Origin of the sequence: Litoreibacter halocynthiae (assembly GCF_004365635.1) — a bacterium.
Lineage (GTDB): Bacteria > Pseudomonadota > Alphaproteobacteria > Rhodobacterales > Rhodobacteraceae > Litoreibacter > Litoreibacter halocynthiae.
Genome location: NZ_SOBH01000003.1, coordinates 72,122 through 92,446, shown reverse-complemented (window position 1 = coordinate 92,446; position 20,325 = coordinate 72,122). Strand labels below are relative to the sequence as shown.

At 60.9% G+C, this 20,325-nt stretch carries 22 protein-coding genes; 12 read left to right on the top strand and 10 right to left on the bottom strand.

Translation table 11 applies throughout. From position 1 onward, the window contains the following. The first annotated feature begins 123 nt into the window (after positions 1 to 123). Together BDE40_RS12230 and ilvA are read left to right on the top strand one after the other, a co-directional pair. The gene (locus tag BDE40_RS12230) at positions 124 to 882 is read left to right on the top strand and encodes a hypothetical protein (protein ID WP_134014903.1); all 759 of its coding nucleotides are present in this window, start codon (positions 124 to 126) and stop codon (positions 880 to 882) included. Next, positions 879 to 2,126, top strand: coding sequence for a threonine ammonia-lyase IlvA (gene ilvA / locus BDE40_RS12225; protein ID WP_134014901.1), 1,248 nt, complete (start codon positions 879 to 881; stop codon positions 2,124 to 2,126). The genes BDE40_RS12230 and ilvA overlap by 4 nt, the downstream gene beginning before the upstream one ends. Here the strand turns inward: ilvA and BDE40_RS12220 are convergent. Continuing rightward, complete coding sequence (locus BDE40_RS12220; protein ID WP_134014899.1) at positions 2,123 to 2,425, bottom strand: Hpt domain-containing protein; 303 nt, start codon at positions 2,423 to 2,425, stop codon at positions 2,123 to 2,125. The genes ilvA and BDE40_RS12220 overlap by 4 nt on opposite strands. Positions 2,426 to 2,559: 134 nt before the next feature. Between BDE40_RS12220 and BDE40_RS12215 the strand changes: the two genes are divergently transcribed. After that, complete coding sequence (locus BDE40_RS12215) at positions 2,560 to 3,876, top strand: PP2C family protein-serine/threonine phosphatase (protein WP_134014897.1); 1,317 nt, start codon at positions 2,560 to 2,562, stop codon at positions 3,874 to 3,876. A gap of 15 nt (positions 3,877 to 3,891) precedes the next feature. Here BDE40_RS12215 and BDE40_RS12210 read toward each other — a convergent pair whose 3' ends face one another. Beyond that, positions 3,892 to 4,332, bottom strand: coding sequence for an NUDIX hydrolase (locus BDE40_RS12210; RefSeq protein ID WP_134014895.1), 441 nt, complete (start codon positions 4,330 to 4,332; stop codon positions 3,892 to 3,894). Positions 4,333 to 4,432: 100 nt separating this feature from the next. On the opposite strand from BDE40_RS12210, the gene hslO reads away from it, so the two are divergent. Genes hslO through BDE40_RS12170 form a run of 8 tightly spaced genes read left to right on the top strand, consistent with a single transcriptional unit; the run spans position 4,433 to position 13,486 of the window. After that, on the top strand, positions 4,433 to 5,431 hold the full coding sequence (gene hslO, locus BDE40_RS12205; protein ID WP_134014893.1) for an Hsp33 family molecular chaperone HslO: 999 nt from the start codon (positions 4,433 to 4,435) through the stop codon (positions 5,429 to 5,431). Further along, the gene (locus BDE40_RS12200) at positions 5,418 to 6,017 is read left to right on the top strand and encodes a CoA pyrophosphatase (RefSeq protein ID WP_134014891.1); all 600 of its coding nucleotides are present in this window, start codon (positions 5,418 to 5,420) and stop codon (positions 6,015 to 6,017) included. Before hslO ends, BDE40_RS12200 begins: the two co-directional genes overlap by 14 nt. Further along, positions 6,014 to 7,159: a CCA tRNA nucleotidyltransferase gene (locus BDE40_RS12195; protein WP_425462398.1), complete on the top strand. Its 1,146-nt coding sequence runs from the start codon at positions 6,014 to 6,016 to the stop codon at positions 7,157 to 7,159. Before BDE40_RS12200 ends, BDE40_RS12195 begins: the two co-directional genes overlap by 4 nt. Next, positions 7,156 to 7,740 carry a LysE family translocator gene (locus tag BDE40_RS12190; protein ID WP_134014890.1) on the top strand — a complete coding sequence of 195 codons (585 nt, stop codon included), beginning with the start codon at positions 7,156 to 7,158 and terminating at the stop codon, positions 7,738 to 7,740. The genes BDE40_RS12195 and BDE40_RS12190 overlap by 4 nt, the downstream gene beginning before the upstream one ends. A gap of 38 nt (positions 7,741 to 7,778) precedes the next feature. Next, positions 7,779 to 9,620 carry an ABC transporter ATP-binding protein gene (locus BDE40_RS12185; RefSeq protein ID WP_134014888.1) on the top strand — a complete coding sequence of 614 codons (1,842 nt, stop codon included), beginning with the start codon at positions 7,779 to 7,781 and terminating at the stop codon, positions 9,618 to 9,620. Beyond that, positions 9,617 to 11,488 (top strand): ABC transporter ATP-binding protein, encoded by a 1,872-nt coding sequence (locus tag BDE40_RS12180; protein WP_134014886.1) that lies wholly within the window; start codon positions 9,617 to 9,619, stop codon positions 11,486 to 11,488. Before BDE40_RS12185 ends, BDE40_RS12180 begins: the two co-directional genes overlap by 4 nt. A gap of 6 nt (positions 11,489 to 11,494) precedes the next feature. After that, positions 11,495 to 12,691 (top strand): class I SAM-dependent RNA methyltransferase, encoded by a 1,197-nt coding sequence (locus BDE40_RS12175; RefSeq protein WP_134014883.1) that lies wholly within the window; start codon positions 11,495 to 11,497, stop codon positions 12,689 to 12,691. Between the two features lie 21 nt (positions 12,692 to 12,712). Then, positions 12,713 to 13,486 (top strand): ion transporter, encoded by a 774-nt coding sequence (locus BDE40_RS12170; RefSeq protein WP_134014881.1) that lies wholly within the window; start codon positions 12,713 to 12,715, stop codon positions 13,484 to 13,486. On the opposite strand, the gene dxs is transcribed toward BDE40_RS12170, so the two are convergent. The 6 genes from dxs to BDE40_RS12140 are packed head-to-tail and all read right to left on the bottom strand — an operon-like array spanning position 13,483 to position 18,696. Further along, a complete protein-coding gene (gene dxs, locus BDE40_RS12165; protein ID WP_134014880.1) occupies positions 13,483 to 15,411 on the bottom strand; it encodes a 1-deoxy-D-xylulose-5-phosphate synthase in 1,929 nt (642 codons plus the stop codon). The two genes, BDE40_RS12170 and dxs, sit on opposite strands and share 4 nt — an antisense overlap. Before the next feature lie 12 nt (positions 15,412 to 15,423). Further along, positions 15,424 to 16,284: a polyprenyl synthetase family protein gene (locus tag BDE40_RS12160; RefSeq protein ID WP_342775020.1), complete on the bottom strand. Its 861-nt coding sequence runs from the start codon at positions 16,282 to 16,284 to the stop codon at positions 15,424 to 15,426. 5 nt (positions 16,285 to 16,289) lie between these two features. Next, positions 16,290 to 16,532, bottom strand: coding sequence for an exodeoxyribonuclease VII small subunit (locus tag BDE40_RS12155; RefSeq protein ID WP_073144231.1), 243 nt, complete (start codon positions 16,530 to 16,532; stop codon positions 16,290 to 16,292). Continuing rightward, the gene (locus BDE40_RS12150; protein WP_134014878.1) at positions 16,525 to 17,466 is read right to left on the bottom strand and encodes a histone deacetylase family protein; all 942 of its coding nucleotides are present in this window, start codon (positions 17,464 to 17,466) and stop codon (positions 16,525 to 16,527) included. Before BDE40_RS12150 ends, BDE40_RS12155 begins: the two co-directional genes overlap by 8 nt. A gap of 9 nt (positions 17,467 to 17,475) precedes the next feature. Next, entirely contained in the window at positions 17,476 to 18,177 is a 702-nt protein-coding gene (locus tag BDE40_RS12145) for a response regulator (protein WP_134015945.1), read from the bottom strand. A 6-nt stretch (positions 18,178 to 18,183) separates the two neighbouring features. Continuing rightward, complete coding sequence (locus BDE40_RS12140; RefSeq protein WP_134014876.1) at positions 18,184 to 18,696, bottom strand: MarR family winged helix-turn-helix transcriptional regulator; 513 nt, start codon at positions 18,694 to 18,696, stop codon at positions 18,184 to 18,186. Positions 18,697 to 18,846: 150 nt separating this feature from the next. On the opposite strand from BDE40_RS12140, the gene BDE40_RS12135 reads away from it, so the two are divergent. Continuing rightward, positions 18,847 to 19,716, top strand: a complete 870-nt coding sequence (locus BDE40_RS12135) for a branched-chain amino acid aminotransferase (protein ID WP_073144237.1) — start codon at positions 18,847 to 18,849, stop codon at positions 19,714 to 19,716. Here BDE40_RS12135 and BDE40_RS12130 read toward each other — a convergent pair. Further along, positions 19,713 to 19,901, bottom strand: coding sequence for a hypothetical protein (locus BDE40_RS12130; protein ID WP_134014874.1), 189 nt, complete (start codon positions 19,899 to 19,901; stop codon positions 19,713 to 19,715). The two genes, BDE40_RS12135 and BDE40_RS12130, sit on opposite strands and share 4 nt — an antisense overlap. An 88-nt stretch (positions 19,902 to 19,989) precedes the next feature. After that, complete coding sequence (locus BDE40_RS12125; protein WP_134014872.1) at positions 19,990 to 20,325, bottom strand: DUF1294 domain-containing protein; 336 nt, start codon at positions 20,323 to 20,325, stop codon at positions 19,990 to 19,992.

Sequence of the window (20,325 nt, the reverse complement as noted above, 5' to 3'; positions counted from 1 at the left end):
AAAGGTCGCCAAGGGCGATAGCGCCAATGTCACAGGGGTGCAAGGGCGTGCATCGCCGTGATTGACCCAAAGGGCGTTTAACCGCAGGGTCGCATCAAAGAAAAATGACGGGCAACGAGCACTATGCGGCAAGCAATCGACATCTTCACCTATGGGTTAACGCAGCTATTCGGCAACTTTGGAACAGCACTTCGGCTCACCGCCCTGATCTGGGTGTTGGCGAGCTTGCTGATCTACGCGCTTGGTTACCTGATGGTCGGTTTGCCCATCGGGGCAATGTCCTTGCAACCGGATGCCGAGGGGCAAATGCCGAACCTGTCGGCGACCTTCACCATGCTATCGGTGGTCTTCAACCTGATTGCGGCTTGCTGCGTTTCCCTGATCTGGAGTCGCTTTTGCCTTGGCGCAGACACGCCGCGCGGTGTGATAGCGTCACTGAAGGCGGCGCCGTTTGGCGGATTTTTGATGACGCTGATCCTGATCACCGGATCAATCGGCGCGGCGGGCTTCGTGATAAGCAGTCTCGGATCGTTCGTCCTGCCCTACCTGCCGCTGCTGGTCGGGTTCACCGTCTATCCCTTCGTGATTGCATGCCTGCTGCTTTGGCTGTTCTTCAGACTTGGGGCAGCACTGCCTGCCGCCGCGGCGGGTCAGGTGTTGTCCCTGATGCAAGCGTGGTCCGGTTCACGCGACAAGGGGCTTTGGATTTTAGCGATTTTCGCCGCGTTGCTGGTGACGTTGTTGTCGGTGCCGTCCGCCGTACTGTCGGGCCTGCTGATCGCTGGCAACATCGTCAGTATCGTCTCGACATGGCTGATCGTGCTGATCGGCACGGGCTGGCTCGTCGCCATCTTCCGCCTGATTCCGCCGGTGGCAAAATGACCGATTTCCCCACCACCGCCCGCGCCGCGTGCAAAGCGATGCGCGCGTTGTTCGACACGACACCGCTGCAACTGAACGACTACCTGTCAGAGCGGTATAACGCGCGGATTTACCTGAAGCGCGAGGACCTGTCTCCCGTGCGGTCCTACAAAATTCGCGGCGCGTTCAACGCCATGTCGAAACGCAGGATCAGCCATCCGGAGCAACGCAATTTCGTCTGTGCGAGTGCTGGCAACCACGCGCAAGGTTTCGCCTTTGCCTGCCGCCATTTCGGCGTGACGGGCGAGGTCTTCATGCCGATCACCACTCCGCAGCAAAAGATCGAGAAAACCCGCGCCTTCGGGGGCGACTCCGTCAAAATTCGCCTGACGGGCGACTATTTCGACCAGACCCTACGCGCCGCGCAAGACCATTGCGCCGAGATTGGCGCGCATTTCCTGTCGCCTTTTGATGACCCCGACGTGATCGAGGGGCAAGCCTCCGTCGCGGTCGAGATTGAGGCGGAAATGCCGGAGACGCCGGATATGTTGCTGCTGCCCGTCGGCGGTGGCGGATTGTCGGCAGGTGTCACGCGCTATTTTAACGAGGTCGGTGCTGACATTGCGTTTCGCTATATCGAGCCTGCGGGCGGTGCGTCCCTGACCGCCGCCTTGGCCAAAGGCGAACCTGTGAACCTGCCCCATATTGACACGTTTGTGGATGGCGCCGCCGTGGCCCAGATCGGGAAACACACCTTCGAGGTGCTTAAACATGTCGATCCGGCCCATGTGTTGCTTGCGCCTGAAAACCGCATTTGCGGCACCATGATCCGGCTGCTGAACGTGGAAGGGATCGTGCTGGAACCCGCCGGTGCGCTGGTGATTGATGCGCTTGACGATCTGGCGGCAGAGATCAAAGGCAAGACAGTTGTGTGCGTGACCTCTGGCGGGAATTTCGATTTTGAACGCCTGCCCGAGGTCAAAGAGCGCGCCCAGCGCTATGCCGGATTGAAGAAATACCTGATTTTGCGGATGCCCCAACGCCCCGGCGCGTTGAAGGACTTTCTGGCGCTGCTTGGACCTGACGACGACATCGCGCGTTTTGAGTATTTGAAGAAGTCCGCGCGCAACTTCGGCTCCGTTCTGATCGGGATTGAAACCAAGGAGCCAGATGCCTTCGCGCGCCTGTTCCAGTCCATGTCCGATGGCGGGTTCGAGCATCGCGACATCACCAATGACGACGTGTTGGCCGAGTTCCTGATTTAGGGGCCCATCCCTTCCAGAAACGCGGTTTTCGAAAGCGCGTACAGACCGCGCAGATCACTTAGCTGTGCTGTGTCCGGCGTGTTTTCCATCTGCTCGCACATCGCGCGAAAACCTTCGAACCCCAGATTGGCAGCGCTGCCTTTCAGGAAATGAAGGTCGTCGGCGAAGATGTCTGGCGGGTCAGAGGATAGCTCTGCCAGCTTCTCCTCCACCTCCTCCAGAAACAGGGTGGTGATTTCGCGAAAATCCTCCTCTCCCAAATCCTCTTTCAACTCTGCCACTCGTGACCAGTTCAACATTCCACAGATCCTGCACACGTCTTTGATGCGCCATGCTGTGGTCCTGAAGATTAAGGAACGGTGACTGTTCCAATTGTAATTAATCCAATTTGAGCATTCACAGAGCCTTAAGAATTCAGGCGCTTTCTGCATGTATGTTACGTCATACTTCGCCGATCCACGGGATCGCACATGCTCAACAGTTCGACCCCCTTGAATGGGAAGACAGCGGCGACACCGATCCGGCGGTGCCGCGGCAGGTTCTGGTGGTGGATGACAGCCGCATGCAGCGGCGACTGCTCTCTGCCAACCTGCGCAAATGGGGCTACGAAGTGCTGGAGGCGGAATCAGGCGCTGACGGGCTTGCGCTGTGCGAAAAACATGACGTGTCCCTGATCCTGAGCGATTGGGTGATGCCCGGAATGTCCGGGCCGGATTTCTGCCGCGCGTTCCGGCGACTGGGGCAGGACGGGTACGGGTACTTCATCTTGCTCACCAGCAAGGGCGGCAGTGGTGAAATCGCCGAAGGGCTGAATTCCGGTGCCGATGACTTTCTAACCAAGCCGGTCAATTCCGGCGAATTGCGGGCGCGGTTACGGGCGGGCGAGCGGGTATTGCAGATGCAAGCCGCGCTGATCGACAAGAACGAGATCGTCAACGCCGCACTGACGCGGATCGAAACGCTCTACGACGCGCTCAATCACGACCTGTCGGAGGCGCGGCATCTCCAGCAATCCCTTGTCCGCGAAACCGATATCGAGCTTCCGGAAGGCCGCATTGCGTTGAACCTGACACCCAGCGGCCATGTCGGTGGTGACCTGGTGGGGCAGTTCCGCGTGAACGATCACCAGATCGGGCTGTTCTCGCTTGATGTGTCCGGCCATGGCGTCACATCCGCGCTGATGACGGCGCGGCTGGCGGGGTATTTAAGCGGGCTGACCCCCAGCCAGAACATGGCGTTGCACAAGCTCGGCAATGGTAAATTCACGGCCCGTGATCCGGCCGAAACCGTCAGCGACCTGAACAAGCTGCTGCTGCGGGAGTTGGAGACCGAGCATTACTTCACTATCGCGTTGAGCATTGTGGACCTGAAAAGCGGGCGCATGCGAACGGTGCAGGCGGGCCACCCGCATCCGGTGCTGCAAAGGGGCGAAAACCCTCCTGTGCTGCTTGGCGATGGGGGTATGCCGGTCGGATTAATCCCCGACGCGCCTTACATTTCGTTCGAGACGCAACTGGAACCAGGGGACAGGCTGGTGCTGCATTCTGACGGAATCACCGAAGCCGAATCCCCGAGCGGCGAGATGCTGGATGACGACGGCTTTGGCGCAATCCTGACCGCGGCGCGCGATCAGGACGGACAGGAAACGCTGTGCCAGATGTTGTCGACGCTGCGCAGTTACACGGGCGCCACCGAATTCAGCGACGATGTGTCGGCGTTGATTTTCGACTATCACGGGCCTGTCCGGTGACACCCAACGCTGGCATCACAGCGCAAAAAGCTGACGCACGAAATGGCGGTCGCCTTCATTGCCAAGCAGCCGCGCAGCATCCGCAGGGGACATCCAGACCGCAGAATGATCCGGCTCGATCGGCGGGCTGCGTTGCAAAACGGGACGGGCGATGTAGACGCTGCAAAGCTTTTCGGCCCAATAGCCGTATTCAGGCATATAAACGAACCGTCGGAACGCCCCCAGCTTGCGTGGGGACGCCATGGCCCAGCCGGTCTCTTCCATCACTTCGCGATGGAGGGCGGGGATTGGATGCTCGCCCGGATCAATTCCGCCACCGGGCAGCTGGATTTCCGGATCGTCACCATCTTGCATTGTGGTCAAAAGTTCCTCGCCATTCCACAAAATCGCATAGGCCCCGGGCCGTAGCCGATAGGGTTTCCCGGACTGGAAGGGTTCTCCAAAACGCCTGATCATTGTGCAACTCCGCCATGCATGAAGCGCCTACCCCTTGGGGAATGGATTGTCGCGCCTATCTAGACACGGTATGCCAAGCCCCTAGGTGTAAGGAAACCCCATGACTCTTGGACAAAAAATCGCGTGGGACGACACCGTTCTGCCTTTCCAGTTGGACAAAATCGACATTCGTGGCCGCGTGGCGCGGCTGGATGGCGTGTTGGACCTTGTGCTGGAGCAACATGACTACCCGCCTTTGGTCGAGGCGATGGTGGCGGAAGCGGCGTTGCTGACGGCGTTGATCGGGCAAACGATCAAGCTGCGTTGGAAGCTGTCCCTGCAAATTCGCGGCGACGGGCCATTGCGGCTGATCGCGACCGATTACTACGGCCCGACCGAGGACGGTGAGCCTGCCCGCATCCGCGCCTATGCGAGCTATGATGCGGAGACCATCGACCTTGACGCGGATCCGTTCAGTCAGATTGGCAAAGGGTTCCTTGCAATCCTGATCGACCAAGGCAACGATATGAAACCCTATCAGGGCATCACCCCGCTGGCCGGTGGCAGCCTGTCTGCCTGCGCGGAGACTTATTTCGCGCAGTCCGAACAGCTGCCGACCAAATTCTCGCTAACCTATGGCCGCTCCACCGAACGGGGCGAGGCGGAAACCTGGCGTGCGGGCGGCGTGATGTTGCAACATATGCCGAAAGCCTCGCCGCTGATGGCGAAGGACAACGCAACGGGCGAAGAAGGATTGCTGGCGGCCGATGACATTCTGGACGGTGACGCCTCGGACAACTGGAACCGCGCGAGCATAATGCTGGACACGGTCGAAGAGTTGGAGTTGATCGGACCAAGCGTGGCCCCGACGGACCTTCTGTTCCGCCTGTTCCACGAGGAAGGACCGATTGTCTACGACGCCCAACCGATCAAGTTCGGCTGCACCTGCTCCGAGGAAAAGGTGCGCCAAAGCCTGTCGATCTATTCGGCCCGCGACCTTGCGCATATGACCAAGGACGACGGCACCTTGACGGCGGACTGCCAGTTCTGCGGGGCGCATTACGTGATGGACCCGAAGACGATGGGCTTCGAGGCCGAGACCCCCGATGACGGGAAGTGACCTGATCAAAACAGTAGAGGCCGCGCTGGCAAACCCCGGCGCGGCCACCTCTGATTTTGACCTGAACCCGAATGTGGTTTTGCCGGAGACCCGCGTGTTGCGGGACGCGGCAGTGTTGGTGGCCTTGATGCCCGCTGATGACGGGGCGCGACTGATCCTGACGAAACGATCCTCTGCCCTGAAACACCACCCCGGCCAGATTGCCTTTCCAGGCGGTAAGCGGGACGGGGACGAAACACTGGCGACCGCCGCGTTGCGCGAAGCCGAAGAGGAAATCGGGCTGGACCGCAAACAGGTGCGCCTCATCGGGACGTTGCCGACACATGAAACCGTGACCAGTTTTCAGGTGTTGCCGCAGGTCGGTGTGATTGACGGGCCGTTTGAGCCCGTGGCGGAACTGGGCGAAGTCGCGGAAATTTTCACCGTGCCATTGGTCCATGTTTTGAACCCTGACAATTACGTAATCGAGGGACGTCGGTGGCGCGGCCAGCGGCGACAGTATTTTGTGGTGCCATACGGCCCTTATTACATCTGGGGCGCGACGGCGCGGATGCTGCGGTCTTTGGCCGATCAGGTGCGGCTGTGACCACGATCAGGGGCGACTGGCTGCTGGCCCCCGCAACGCAAGCGGTGTTTGACGCGGTAGAGACCACCGGACATCAGGGGTATTTCGTCGGCGGCTGCGTGCGCAACGCTTTGCTGGATGCGCCCGTAGCGGATATCGACATGGCCACCGCCGCGACACCGGACGCAGTGAGTGCGGCAGCGGAAGACGCGGGGCTGAAGGTTGTGCCAACGGGGATCGAGCACGGGACCGTGACAGTCGTATCCGGTGGCGTCCCGCATGAGATCACCACCTTCCGCCGCGATGTGGAGACCGACGGGCGGCACGCGGATGTGGCGTTCTCGAACTCGCTGGAGGACGATGCCGCACGGCGGGATTTCACCATGAACGCGCTTTATGCAGACCGGCATGGGACGGTCACCGACCCAGTAGGTGGATTGCCCGATCTGGAGTTGCGGCAGGTAAGGTTTATTGGGGACGCGGAGGCAAGGATTGCAGAGGACTACCTGCGTATACTGCGGTTTTTCCGGTTTCATGCGTGGTATGGCGACGTTGCCCAAGGCTTGGATGCCGATGGCCTTGCCGCCTGTGCTGCGACTGCGGACGGGTTGGAGCAACTGTCGGCAGAACGCATCGGGGCAGAGATGTCAAAACTGCTGAGCGCGCCCGACCCATCCCCTGCGGTCGCGGCCATGGAACAGGCCGGAATATTGACGCGGGTGATGCCGGGGGCCGATGCAAAAGCGCTGCCGATTTTGGTGCATATTGAAGACGGGCAAGACCCTAACATGGCGCGGCGCGCGGCATGTTTGGGGGGCGAAGGACTGAAAGAGCAATGGCGGCTTTCCAATGCCGTGGCCGCGGAGATTGCATTGCTCAGGGACTTGATCGGAGCGGATACAGGTTTGGCAGAGATCGCCTACCGCCACGGCGCAGACTCCGCGCGGGATGTCGCGTTGCTGCGCGGAGCGCTGTTCGAGCAGCCGTTGCCGGGCGCGATGCAACGTAAAATTGCGGCAGGCGCGGAGGCGATTTTCCCCGTGAAAGCCGCCGACCTGATGCCGGAGTTTTCCGGCCCTGCCCTTGGCGCGAAACTGCAAGAGCTGGAGGCGCGCTGGATTGCCTCCGGGTTCACGTTGACCAAAGCCGAGTTGCTTGGATGAGTTTTGATCCGCTCTATGCCTTCGTCTTTGCGGGGCTGTTTTCGCCGGGCCCGAATGTCATTTTGCTGACCACCTCCGGCGCGCGGTTCGGGTTCAGTCGCACCTTGCCGCATGTGCTGGGCGTGGCGTTCGGGGTGGGCATCACCTCGGCGCTGACGGGGTTCGGGATTGGTGCGCTGTTGCTGGCGCAACCGGCCCTGACATTTGCGCTGAAATGCCTCGCCGCCGCGTGGATTTTGTGGATGGCGTGGAAGCTGTTCCGCTCCACCAGAGGACCGCAGGCGCAAGGGCGCGACAGGCCGTTTACCTTTATTGAAGCGGTGTTGTTTCAATGGGTGAACCCGAAAATCTGGGCGATCGCCATGGCGGCCTCGTCAGGTTACGCCATCGGATTGCCGCCCGCGCAGGAAGCCTTGCGGCTTGGCACCGCATTCTCCGGCATCAACCTGTTCGTGTGCCTGTTCTGGACCTTCGCAGGGTCACTACTGGCGGTACTAATGACACGGCCTGTCTGGTGGCGCGGTTTCATGAGCGTCATGGCGCTTGCATTGGCGGCGTCGGCGGTCATGGTTTTCCTCTAACACTCGGCCTATATACTGAGGCTGAGACAGAGGTGTGAATGTTCCGGTTTCTGGAAAATCTGGTGGACCCCTACGGACCCTATGACGAGGTGGACGCCCCGCCGCGAAAGCTGTGGCCGTTCCTGAAGTCATATTCGCAGCCGTTCAAAAAGGTGTTCATCTGGGCCGCGCTGCTGTCGCTGATAGTCGCGGCGGTCGAGGTCGGACTGATCTACTACATGGGCCGCGTCGTGGATCTGATGTCGAGCGGCGAACCGTCACAGGTGCTGGAGCAATACGGGCTGGAGCTGTTCCTTGCCGCCGTGTTCATTCTAGTGATGCGCCCGCTGATACAGGCGGCCGATGTGGGCATTCTAAACAACGCGATCCTGCCGAACTACGGCACCTTGTTCCGCTGGCGTGCGCACAAGCATGTGCTGCGGCAATCGGTGGGCTGGTTCGAAAACGACTTCGCCGGACGCATCGCCAACCGCATCATGCAGGCGCCCCCCGCCGCTGGTGAGGCGATTTTTCAGGTGTTCGACGCGATCACATTCTCGGTCGCCTACATCATCGGCGCGTTCATTTTGCTAAGTGAAGCGGACCCGAGGCTGGCAATCCCGTTGGTTCTTTGGATGATGCTTTACGCGTGTTTGGTGTCGTGGACGATGAAGCGGGTTGGCCCTGCGTCCAAGGCGTCATCGGACGCGAGGTCGATGACCACGGGGCGGGTGGTGGACAGCTATAGCAACATCCACTCGGTCAAGCTGTTCGCGCATCACGAGGGCGAGGTGGCATTCGCCAAGGAAGCCATCGAGAAAACCCGCCAGACCTTCGCCCGCGAGATGCGGATTTTTACCATCATGGACGTGATGCTGGTGACGCTGAACGGGCTGCTGATCGTTGGCGTTGTCGGCTGGGCGATCTGGCTGTGGGCGCAAGGCAGCGCGTCGGTGGGCGCGGTCGCGGCGGCGACAGCGCTGACCTTGCGATTGAACGCGATGACCGGCTGGATCATGTGGGCGTTGTCGTCATTCTTCCGGTCCCTTGGCGTTGTGTCCGAGGGGATGGAGACGATTGCGCAGCCGATTACCTTGGTGGACGTACCGGATGCGAAGGCGCTGGAATTGACCGATGGGGTGGTAGAGTTCAAGGCGCTGACGCATCACTACGGGCGCGACAAGGGCGGGCTTGAAAGCCTGTCCCTGCGCATTAGCGCGGGAGAAAAAGTCGGGCTGATCGGGCGCTCCGGCGCGGGGAAATCGACCTTGGTGAAACTGCTGCTGCGGTTCTATGACCCCGAAGGCGGGACCATCGAGATTGACGGGCAGGACATTACCCGCGTGACGCAGAATAGCCTGCGGCATGTGACGGGGATGGTCAGTCAGGACAGCTCTTTGATGCACCGCTCGGTGCGTGACAACATCCTGTATGGCCGCCCTGATGCGTCGGAGGCGGAGATGATTGAAGCCGCGAAACGAGCCGAGGCGCATAAGTTTATTCTGGACCTGAGCGACCCTGAAGGGCGCGAAGGCTACGACGCCCATGTCGGCGAGCGTGGGGTGAAGCTGTCCGGTGGGCAGCGGCAACGGATCGGGCTGGCGCGGGTGATCCTGAAAAATGCGCCGATACTGGTGCTGGACGAGGCGACGAGTGCTTTGGACAGTGAGGTGGAGGCGGCGATTCAGGACACGCTTTATGGCGTGATGGAAGGGAAAACCGTCATTGCCATCGCCCACCGTCTGAGCACAATTGCGCATATGGATCGGATCGTAGTTTTGGACGACGGCAAGATTGCCGAGGAAGGCACCCACGCCGCGCTTTTGGCGAAGGGCGGGCTATATGCAGGGTTTTGGGCGCGTCAATCTGGCGGGTTCCTGAATACGGATGCGGCGGAATGACGGGGTTTTTTGGTAGATTATTCGAGCCGGTGCTGACCCGTTTGGGCGACAGCATCGACCCGTTCCGCGAGGCCGAGACCGCGCCGCCCCGCACGCTCTGGGCGTTTTGCAAATGGTGTCTTGCGGGATCTTGGCCGGTATTGGTGCTGGCCTCGGTCTTCTCGGCGCTGGCGGGCACGATGGAGGCAGTCACAGCAATGCTGCTGGGCTGGGTCATCGACGCGGTCTCGGCCACGGGGCCAGAGGGCTTTTTCGCGCAAAACTGGTCGCTGATCGCGCTGTTCGTGGGCTTCTTCCTGATCCTACGCCCGCTGTCCTTCGGGGTCAGTGCGGCGTTCAACGGCATCGTGGTGCCACCCAATGTCTACCCGCTGATCCAAAGCCGCCTGCACCGCTGGACGCTGGGCCATTCGGTAGATTACTTCGACAACGACTTCGCCGGGCGCATTGCGCAAAAGCAGATGCAGACCGCCCGTGCGCTGACCGAAGTGACGGCGGAAGCCATCAACGTGGTGGCCTTCGCACTGGCGTCGATCATGGGCTCGGTGCTGCTGCTGGGCACGATCAGCGGCTGGGTCGCACTGGCGCTGGCGGTCTGGCTTGCTGGCTACATCCTGATGATCCGCTGGTTCATGCCGCGTATCCGCAAACGCGCGGCCGCGCGGGCGGGGGCGCGGACGATGGTGACGGGACAGGTCGTGGACACGATCACCAACATCAAGACCGTTAAGCTGTTCGGCCATTCGCAATTCGAGGACGAATCCGCCCTGAACGCCATGTCCGTGCTGCGCGACCGCGCTTTAGAGTTTGGCCGCCTGTCCACAGGTTTCCGCTTTGCGCTGATGGCGGCGGCGGGGGTTTTGCCTGTGCTGCTGATCGGCGGCACGGTGATGTTGTGGCAATCGGGGATCGCCACAACAGGCGACATCGCGGCGGCGGGGGCGATCTCCATCCGCATCGCGCAGATGACCGGCTGGGTCAGTTTCTCGCTGATGGCGATGTACGCGAATGTCGGCGAGGTGGAGGACGGGATGCGCACGCTGACCCCGCCGCACGCCTTGCTGGACGCAGAGGGGGCGACGCCGTTGCGCGTGCCGTCGGCGGAGGTTGAGTTCGACCACGTCACCTTCCGTTACGGCCGCGAGGCAGGAGGGATCGACAACGTCTCCTTGCTGATCCCGTCGGGACAGAAACTGGGGCTGGTGGGCGCATCCGGCGCGGGCAAGTCAACCTTGGTGAGCTTGCTGCTCAGGCTTTATGACACCGAAACAGGTGCCGTGCGGATTGACGCGCAGAACGTGTCGGAGGTTACGCAAGAGAGCCTGCGCCAGAGCATCGGGATGGTCACGCAGGAAACGGCGATGTTCAACCGCTCCGCCCGCGACAACCTGATGTATGGCCGCCCCGATGCGACCGAGGAGCAGATGATCGCCGCCGCCAAACGGGCCGAGGCGCACGACTTCATCTTGGAGCTTGAGGACCACAAAGGGCGCAAAGGCTACGCCGCCCATCTGGGCGAGCGGGGCGTCAAGCTGTCAGGCGGACAGCGGCAACGGATCGCGCTGGCGCGGGCGTTGTTGAAGAACGCGCCGGTTCTGGTGCTGGATGAAGCGACAAGCGCGCTGGACAGCGAGGTGGAAGCCTCCATCCAACATGCGCTGGAACGCGCGATGGAGGGAAAGACGGTGATCGCCATTGCCCACCGGCTCAGCACGATTGCGCGGATGGACCGGATCGTGGTGCTTGAAGAAGGGCGGATCGTCGAAGACGGCACCCACACGGAACTTCTGGCGCAGGACGGACGATACGCTGGCTACTGGCGGCGGCAGTCCGGCGGGTTTATAGGCATTGCAGAAGCAGCCGAGTAAGCCCCCATGACACAGACCATTTTACGACTGAACCACAAAGGCGAAGGCGTGCCGGAGACGGGCGCGCCGATCCCGCGCGTGTTGCCGGATGAGGTGGTCGAGGACGGGCGCATCGTGACGCCCTCTGCGGACCGCGTCGCGGCCCCTTGCCGCCACTACAAAAGCTGCGGCGGCTGCGCGATGCAGCATGCCAGCGATGAATTCGTGGCGGACTGGAAGACGGATGTGATCCGGCTGGGCCTGTCCGCGCGGGGGATCGAGACCGAGATACGGCCCATTTTGACCTCGCCCGCGCAATCGCGTCGCCGTGCGACGCTGCATGGCCGCCGGACCAAGAAAGGTGCCATGGTGGGCTTCTTCGGGCGCGGCTCTGACGCGCTGATCGAGGTGCCGGACTGCAAGCTGCTGGACCCGGCCCTGATCGCGGCCTTTCCGGTGTTGGAGGAACTGACCGTTGCCGCGGCTTCGCGGAAAAGTACTGTCGGGCTGGTCGTGACCTTGTCGGAAGCGGGTCTGGATATCGACATTCGCGATGCAAAACCATTGGAACCGCAGGGCATCTTGGAGATGGCGGCGTTGGCGGAGCGGCACAAACTGGCGCGGCTAAGCTGGGACGGGGAGGCCGTGGCGACCCGCGAACCGCCGGTGCAAAGCTTCGGCAAGGCCAAGGTTGCCCCGCCGCCCGGCGCTTTTTTGCAAGCGACCGCGCATGGGCAAGCGGCGTTACTGGCCTGCGTTCAGGAAGCCTTGGGCGATGCCAAACAGGTCGTGGACCTGTTCGCGGGCTGCGGCACGTTTAGCCTGCCCGCCGCCGAGAAGGCGGAAGTGTGGGCACTGGAGGGCGAGGCCGCGCTGATTGATGCGTTAGACGCCGGATGGCGGAAAGCTGTGGGGCTGAAGAAGGTCAAGGCTGAGACCCGCGACCTGTTCCGCCGCCCGTTGTTGCCGCAGGAATTGCGCAAGACGGACGCGATTATCATCGACCCGCCGCGCGCGGGTGCGGAGGCGCAATCGGTCGAGTTGGCGCAGAGCGGCGTGAAGCGGATCGCGGCGGTGTCCTGCAACCCGATCAGCTTCGCGCGGGACGCGGAAATCCTGATCGCGGGGGGATACCGCCTCGATTGGGTGCAGCCGGTGGATCAATTTCGCTGGTCTTCGCATGTGGAACTTGCGGCGCAGTTCAGCAAACCCCATATGGGCTGAAACCCCTAGACCGGAGCCCCCATGTCCCTGCGCGCCCGCACGCAAGCCATCCTTGATCGACCACTGACCCGCAACTTCATTTTGGCGGTCATCCTGTTCAACGCGATCATTCTGGGGCTGGAAACAGTGGAGCCTGTGATGGCTGTCGCAGGACCGTTGATCTTGGCGTTGGACACGCTTTGCCTTGCGATTTTCGTGGTGGAGATTGCCGCCAAGCTGTTCGCACAAAGGGGGCAGTTCTTCCGCAAAGGCTGGAACCTGTTTGACTTCGTGATCGTCGGGATCGCGCTGGTCCCCGGCTCGGGCGCGTTCTCGGTCCTGCGGGCGTTGCGCGTTTTGCGGCTGTTACGGGTGTTGTCGGTCGCCCCGTCCATGCGTCGCGTGGTGGAGGGGTTGGTCACCGCCCTGCCCGGCATGGCGTCGGTATTTTTGCTGATGGCGCTGTTGTTTTACATCGGCGCGGTGGTGTCGACCAAGCTGTTCGGCGCGGCCTTCCCCGACTGGTTCGGCACGCTTGGTCTTTCGGGCTACACTCTGTTCCAGATCATGACGCTGGAGAGCTGGTCCATGGGCATCGTGCGCCCGGTGATGGAGATCTACCCCTACGCGTGGCTATTCTTCCTGCCATTCATTCTGGTGACGACATTTGCAGTGGTGAACCTGCTGGTGGGCCTGATCGTGAACTCTATGCAGAACGCCCATTCGGAGGAAGAGCACGCCGCAACAGATAGCTATCGCGACGACGTCTTGGTGCGATTGCAAGAGATCGAACGGCTTATCAAAGCCCGCAACTAAGCGCGGCGCGTTGCCATATCGGCGATGCCCAGTGTTTCCAGAACCTTGGTTTCGATCTGCGGCGCGTTCATGGCGGCGGCGGCATACATATCAGCCGGGCTGGCTTGGTCGATGAAGATATCGGGCAGCACCATGGAGCGGTATTTCAGGCCTTTGTCGAACACGCCGTTTTCCGCCAGTAGCTGCGCCACGTGAGAGCCGAAGCCGCCAATGGCGCCTTCCTCGATGGTGATCAGCGCCTCGTGGTTGCGGGCGAGGTTGAGGATCGCGTCCTCGTCCAGTGGCTTGGCAAAGCGTGCGTCTACCACGGTAGGGGTGATCCCCTTGGCGGCGAGATTTTCGGCGGCGGTCATCACCTCTGACAGGCGGGTGCCGAAGGACAGGAGGGCGACGCGGTTGCCCTCTTGGATCAGGCGGGATTTGCCGATTTCCAGAATCTGGCCCTTCTCCGGCATCTCGACACCGACGCCTTCGCCGCGAGGGTAGCGGAACGCGATGGGGCCATCGTCATGGGCGACGGCGGTGGCGGTCATGTGGACCAGCTCCGCCTCGTCGGCGGCGGCCATCACGACCATGCCGGGGAGGTTCGCCATAAAGGCGATGTCAAAGCTGCCCGCGTGGGTTGCGCCATCGGCCCCGACCAGACCGGCGCGGTCGATGGGGAAGCGGACGGGCAGGCGCTGCAAGGCGACGTCGTGGACGACTTGGTCATAGCCGCGTTGCAGGAAGGTAGAATAAATCGCGCAAAACGGCTTCATGCCGCCCGCTGCCAGACCGGCGGCGAAGGTGACGGCGTGTTGCTCCGCGATGCCCACGTCGAAGGTGCGGGAGGGGTAGCGTTCGGCCATCAGTTTCAGGCCCGTGCCATCGGGCATGGCCGCGGTGACGGCGACAATCTTGCTGTCCTCGGCGGCATGATCCACCAGCGCCTTGCCGAACACCGAGGTGTAGCTGGGCGCGTTCGACGGGGATTTCTTTTGTTTGCCGGTCACGAAGTCAAACTTCGCAGTGGCGTGACCGCCATCAGCGGCATTTTCGGCAGGGGCGTAGCCCTTGCCCTTTTTGGTGATCGCGTGGATCAGCACCGGACCATCGGCGCGGGATTTGACGGTGCGCAGGACGGCAAGCAGTTGCTCCATGTCGTGTCCGTCGATGGGGCCGACATAGGAAAACCCGAGTTCCTCGAACAGAGTGCCGCCGACGGTTGCGGCTTTCAGCAGCTCCTTCGCGCGGCGGGCCCCCTCTTGGAAAGGCGGCGGCAGCAGGGAGACCGCGCCTTTGGCGGCGGCTTTAAATTCCTGGAACGGCGCACCCGCATAAAGGCGCGACAGGTAGGACGACATGGCACCGGTGGGCGGCGCGATGGACATTTCGTTGTCGTTGAGGATGACGATCATCCGCTTGCCCAGATGGCCCGCGTTGTTCATCGCCTCATAGGCCATGCCGGCGCTGATGGAGCCGTCACCGATCACCGCGATGCAGTCCCCGATGCCATGCTCCGGTGCGCCGCCAAGATCGCGGGCGACAGCCATGCCAAGTGCTGCGGAAATGGAGGTGGACGAATGCGCCGCGCCGAACGGATCGTAGGGCGACTCGGACCGTTTGGTGAAGCCGGACAGCCCGTCTTTCTGGCGGATCGTGGGCATCTGGTCGCGGCGACCTGTGATGATCTTATGCGGGTAGCATTGGTGTGACACGTCCCAGATCAGGCGATCTTTCGGGGCCTCGAACACAGCGTGTATCGCGACGGTCAGTTCTATTACACCCAAGCCTGCACCAAGATGGCCGCCAGTTTGAGAGACCGCGTAGACAGTTTCCAACCGCAACTCATACGCGAGCTGGGTCAGCTCGGCGTTGGACATGCTCTTCATGTCAGCGGGGGTCTTGACCCGATCCAGGAGGGGCGTCTGCGGTCTATCGCTCATCTGCGTTGTCCTTCACGTGTCGCGATCCACGACGAACCGCGCCGCTGCTTTTAGGTTGTCCGCCGCGTCACCGTAAGGGGAAAGGGCATCGCAAGCTTGCACGACCAACTCGTTCGCGCGGGCCTTCGCCCCTTCCATACCAAGGAGTGACACGAATGTCGCCTTCCCGGCATCAGCATCTTTTTGCAGGCGTTTTCCTGCCTTTTCAGCGCAGCCTTCGATATCCAAGATGTCATCGGCGATCTGGAAAGCAAGACCAAGCGCTTGGGCATATTGGCGCAGCGGGGCTGGATCGGCCTCGGCGAGGATCGCGCCTGCCTGCCCTGACCACTCGATCAATGCGCCGGTTTTACCAGCTTGCAGGCGGGTGATTTGTTTAAGCGTTAAGGGTGTTTCTGCGGTCTCGGCAGCAATGTCGAGCACTTGGCCCAACACCATGCCCTGCGCGCCAGCAGCTTTCGCCATCGACGAGATCAGCGCGAGCCGCACCTCTGCATAGGCGTCCATATTCGACAGCAGCTCGAAGGCAAGCGTTTGCAACGCGTCGCCGGTTAGGACCGCGGTTGCTTCGTCCCATTGGATGTGGACGGTTGGCACGCCACGGCGCAGGTCGTCGTTGTCCATACAAGGCAAGTCGTCGTGGACGAGGCTGTAGGCGTGGATCATCTCGATTGCTGCTGCGGCTTGATCGGCCACCTCGGGCGACACATCATGCAAGCGCGCACCTTCCATCACCAAGAACGCCCTGAGCCGTTTGCCACCAGTACAAGTGTAGCGCATGGCGTCGGCGATGACGCCATCAAGTGGTCGCATCGCCTCGTTCAGCGCTGCTTGCACGCGGGATTGCGCGTCGGTTAAAGCGTCTTGGAACACGGGATTTACAGGCCTTCGACTGGCGTGGTTCCTGTTGGCTGGCCGTCACCGCCGAGGGTGATTTGCGCCACCTTTTCCTCGGCTTCTTTCAGCTTGGTCTCACAGCGTTTTTTCAGTTCTGCACCGCGCTCATACAATTTGATGCTGTCTTCCAGGGGCACGTCGCCACGTTCCAGTTGGCCAACAACCTGCTCCAGCTCGGCCATGGCCTGCTCGAAGCTCATTTCGTCTACTTTTGTGTCAGCCATGGGTGCCTCGCTTGATCAATACTTCCAGATGCGCGCGCGTCGACGCAGCGAGGGCATCAAGATCATATCCACCCTCCAGAGTCGAGACGACGCGACCTTCGCAATGCGTATCGGCAACATCGCACAAGGCTTGCGTCGCCCAAGCGAAATCAGCCTCGTCCCAGTTCAGGTTTGCCAGCGGATCATTGCGATGCGCATCAAAGCCTGCGGAGATCAACAGGAGTTGCGGTTTGAAGTCGTTGAGGGCCGGGATAACCACCCGTTCATAGACTTTGCGAAGCTCCGCGCCGCCGGAATTCGCCTGTAGCGGGATGTTTATGATGTTACCGGATGCGCCCGTTTCATGAGCGGCACCAGAGCCGGGGTAGAGCGGCATCTGGTGGCTGGAGATGAACAGCGTGCGCGGCTCGTCCCAGAGCAGGTCTTGTGTACCGTTACCGTGGTGGACGTCGAAATCAACGATGGCGACCCGCTCCAGCCCATGGGAATCCAGCGCGTGTTTCGCGGCGATGGCGATATTACCGAACAGGCAGAACCCCATGGGTGTTTGCTTTTCGGCATGGTGACCCGGCGGACGCATAGCGGCGAAGGCGTTCTGAACCTCGCCGCCTAGCACCATGTCGACCGCCTTGGTCATGGCCCCGACACCGCGATAGGCGGCTTTGAGCGAACCGGTGGACATATGCGTGTCGGCATCCAAAGCGATCGACCCCACGCTCGGGGCTGCATCCGTCACGGCATCAATGTGCGCGCGTGGGTGGGCACGAAGAATGTCGGTATCAGTACCCATCGGCGCGTCGATCCGCAGGACATTGCTTAGATCCATCGCGTCGAATGCGGAATAGATCGCCATCAGGCGGTCGACCCGTTCGGGATGACCCGGAGGTGTGACGTGGTTCAGGCAATCGGTGTGGGTGATCAGGGCAGTCGTCATTCCGGTTCCTTAGTCAGGCGCGAGCATATAGCCGGAGCCGCGCACGGTTTGTAGGTAGCGGGGCTGTTTCGGGTCGGCTTCGATCTTGCGGCGCAGGCGAGTGATTTGCACGTCAACGGCGCGTTCTTGCGCCTGACCGCGGTCGCGACCAAGGTCTTCCACCAGTTTGGCACGTGAAACAGGTTCCCCCGGACGTGTTGCGAAAATCTTCATCAATTGCACTTCGGTGGCGGTCAGGCGGATCAGGTCTTCGCCGTGCCACATCTCTCCGCGCTCGATGTCATATCGGATGTCGCCCAAGGACAGCGTCTTCGGCACGTCGATGACCTCCTGGCTTTGAGGCACGCGACGCAGAATTGCATTGATCCGAAGCAGCAGTTCTTTCGGCTCGAACGGTTTCGGCAGGTAGTCGTCTGCACCGGCTTCCAGCCCCGAAATCCGATCGTTGCTCTCACCCTTTGCGGTCAACAGCAAAATCGGGGTGTCCCGAGTCTGACGGAGTTCCCGTGTAAAGGTGATCCCGTCATCTCCGGGCATCATGACGTCGAGCACGATCAGGTCGAAATCCAAGCCCTCCAACAGACGCCGAGCATGGTCGGCGTCGCGGGCAGATGTGGTGAAAAATCCGTTCCGGCTGAGGAATTGCTGGATCAGTTTGCGGATGCGCTCATCATCATCGACGATAAGCAGATGAGCGTCGTTTTGGGTCAATGACACTTATGAACCCTCCTTGAAGGCTTGGAAATGCCTGCGCATTTCAGGGTCCATGATTTGCTCCAGCACCTGCCGAAATCCGGCAACTGCGTCTGGTCCAGCGTCACGATAGGCGGCGCGCATCCGGCCTCGCTGCGCTTCGGATAGTTCTTTTTCAAGTTCTTGTCCGGTTTCGGTCAGGAACAGGTGACGCTCGCGACGATCCTGTTTGCCAACGCGACTTTCGACCAGACCGTCCTCGATCAACGCCCGCAGCACGCGGTTCAAGGATTGTTTGGTCACACCCAATATATCCAGCAGATTGTTCACGGTGGTGCCGGGGCTGCGTTTGATAAAGTGGACCGCGCGGTGATGCGCGCGACCGTAGGCATAGTCCTGCAAAATCCGGTCAGGGTCCGCGGTGAAGCCGCGATAGGCAAAGAACATCGCCTCGATTCCGCGCCGCAATTGGTCATCCGTGAGGAACAGCAGACTTTCCCCGCTGATTGGTGTTTGACCCGTCCCTCGATCTGACATGCGGCAACTCCCTCGCTCTTGCTGCTTGAGGTCAGTTTATGTCAGCCTTGTTGACTTTCCAAGTATCGAATGGTAGCGAATCTCCAGTTTAGTGAAATATTGTGTCCGAAACGGGCCTATCACGCGCAACAAATGAAAAGGATGAAGGCAATGGCTGGTGGATATGACGATCGCGATGGCGTCATCTGGATGGATGGCAAGCTGGTGGACTGGCGCGATGCCAACGTCCACATCCTGACCCACGCGCTGCACTACGCCTCTTCTGTGTTCGAGGGTGAGCGTTGCTACGACGGCAAGGTCTTCAAAAGCCGGCAGCATTCCGAACGCCTGCTGAAATCCGGTGAGCTGATGGATATGGCGATCCCTTACACCGTGGATGAAATCGAAGCCGCCAAACGCGCCACGCTGGATGCCAACAAGCTGACAAACGCCTACCTGCGCGTGGTGGCCTTCCGTGGTGCAGGCGAAGACATGGGCGTCGCCGCCTCTCGCAACCCGATCCGTATGGCGGTGACGGCTTGGGAGTGGGGCAACTACTATGGCGACGCCAAGATGAAAGGCGCGAAGCTCGACATCGCGAAATGGAAACGGCCCAGCCCCGAGACCATCCCTGTGGCAGCCAAGGCGGCGGGATTGTACATGATCTGCACCATGTCCAAACACGCGGCGGAAGCCAAAGGCTGCTCGGACGCCATGTTCCTAGATTATCGCGGCTATGTGGCCGAAGCGACGGGGGCCAACATCTTCTTTGTGAAAGACGGTGAGGTGCATACCCCGCTGGCCGACGCCATCCTGAACGGGCTGACGCGCCAAACGGTGATTGGCATGCTGAAGGATCGCCAGATCAAAGTCCACGAGCGCCATATCATGCCCGAAGAGCTGGAAGGCTTCGAGCAATGCTGGCTCACCGGCTCTGCAGCCGAGGTGACACCGGTCGGGTCCATCGGTGATTACAACTTCGAGGTTGGCGCCCTCGTGCGCGATATCGCAGAAGGTTACGAGAAGCTGGTTCGGGCCTAAGCCTCGATACCGCGCTCAATTCTGGAATACTGCTGAGGCCGTCCCGAATCTTTCGGTGCGGCCTTCTTGCGACGTTGCAGCGCGAGCGTTGCAGCACTTGGCATGTCTTTGAGTTGCAAGGCAAAAGCGTGACGCTTTCCAGCCTTGTCAAGTGACGGGGATGGCTTGTCGAGGACGTGTCTCATGCAAGTGTCTCCTTTTGATTGTCGGGGAACATTAGCACAGATTACCGCAAAATGGAGGTCTGGTTCTCCTGCACCAACGCAACCTTATCTAATTCAGCCCTTTCACAAAGGTTAAGGCCTGCCAAAGGAGCGCCCGCACTTGCGGAAACGCGATAAACACGACGATCAGGATTTGCACCCAGATGATCGCATTCAGCTGGCGCGCGAAGGGTTGTTTGACCGTTTTGTGGCGCAGCCGTTTCTGGGCCAGTTTAGCCGCCGGAGTGCCGCCCACAGCGGACCACAACAGCAGGTTTGACTCGCTGATCCTGCGGCCCCGCACCCGTCCGCGCCGCTTGTCGAACGCAAATAGAATGTAGGTGATCAGATTGACCAAAGCCAGATAGGCCGCGGCAATCGCCAAGGGTAGCAGCGAATCCGGCAT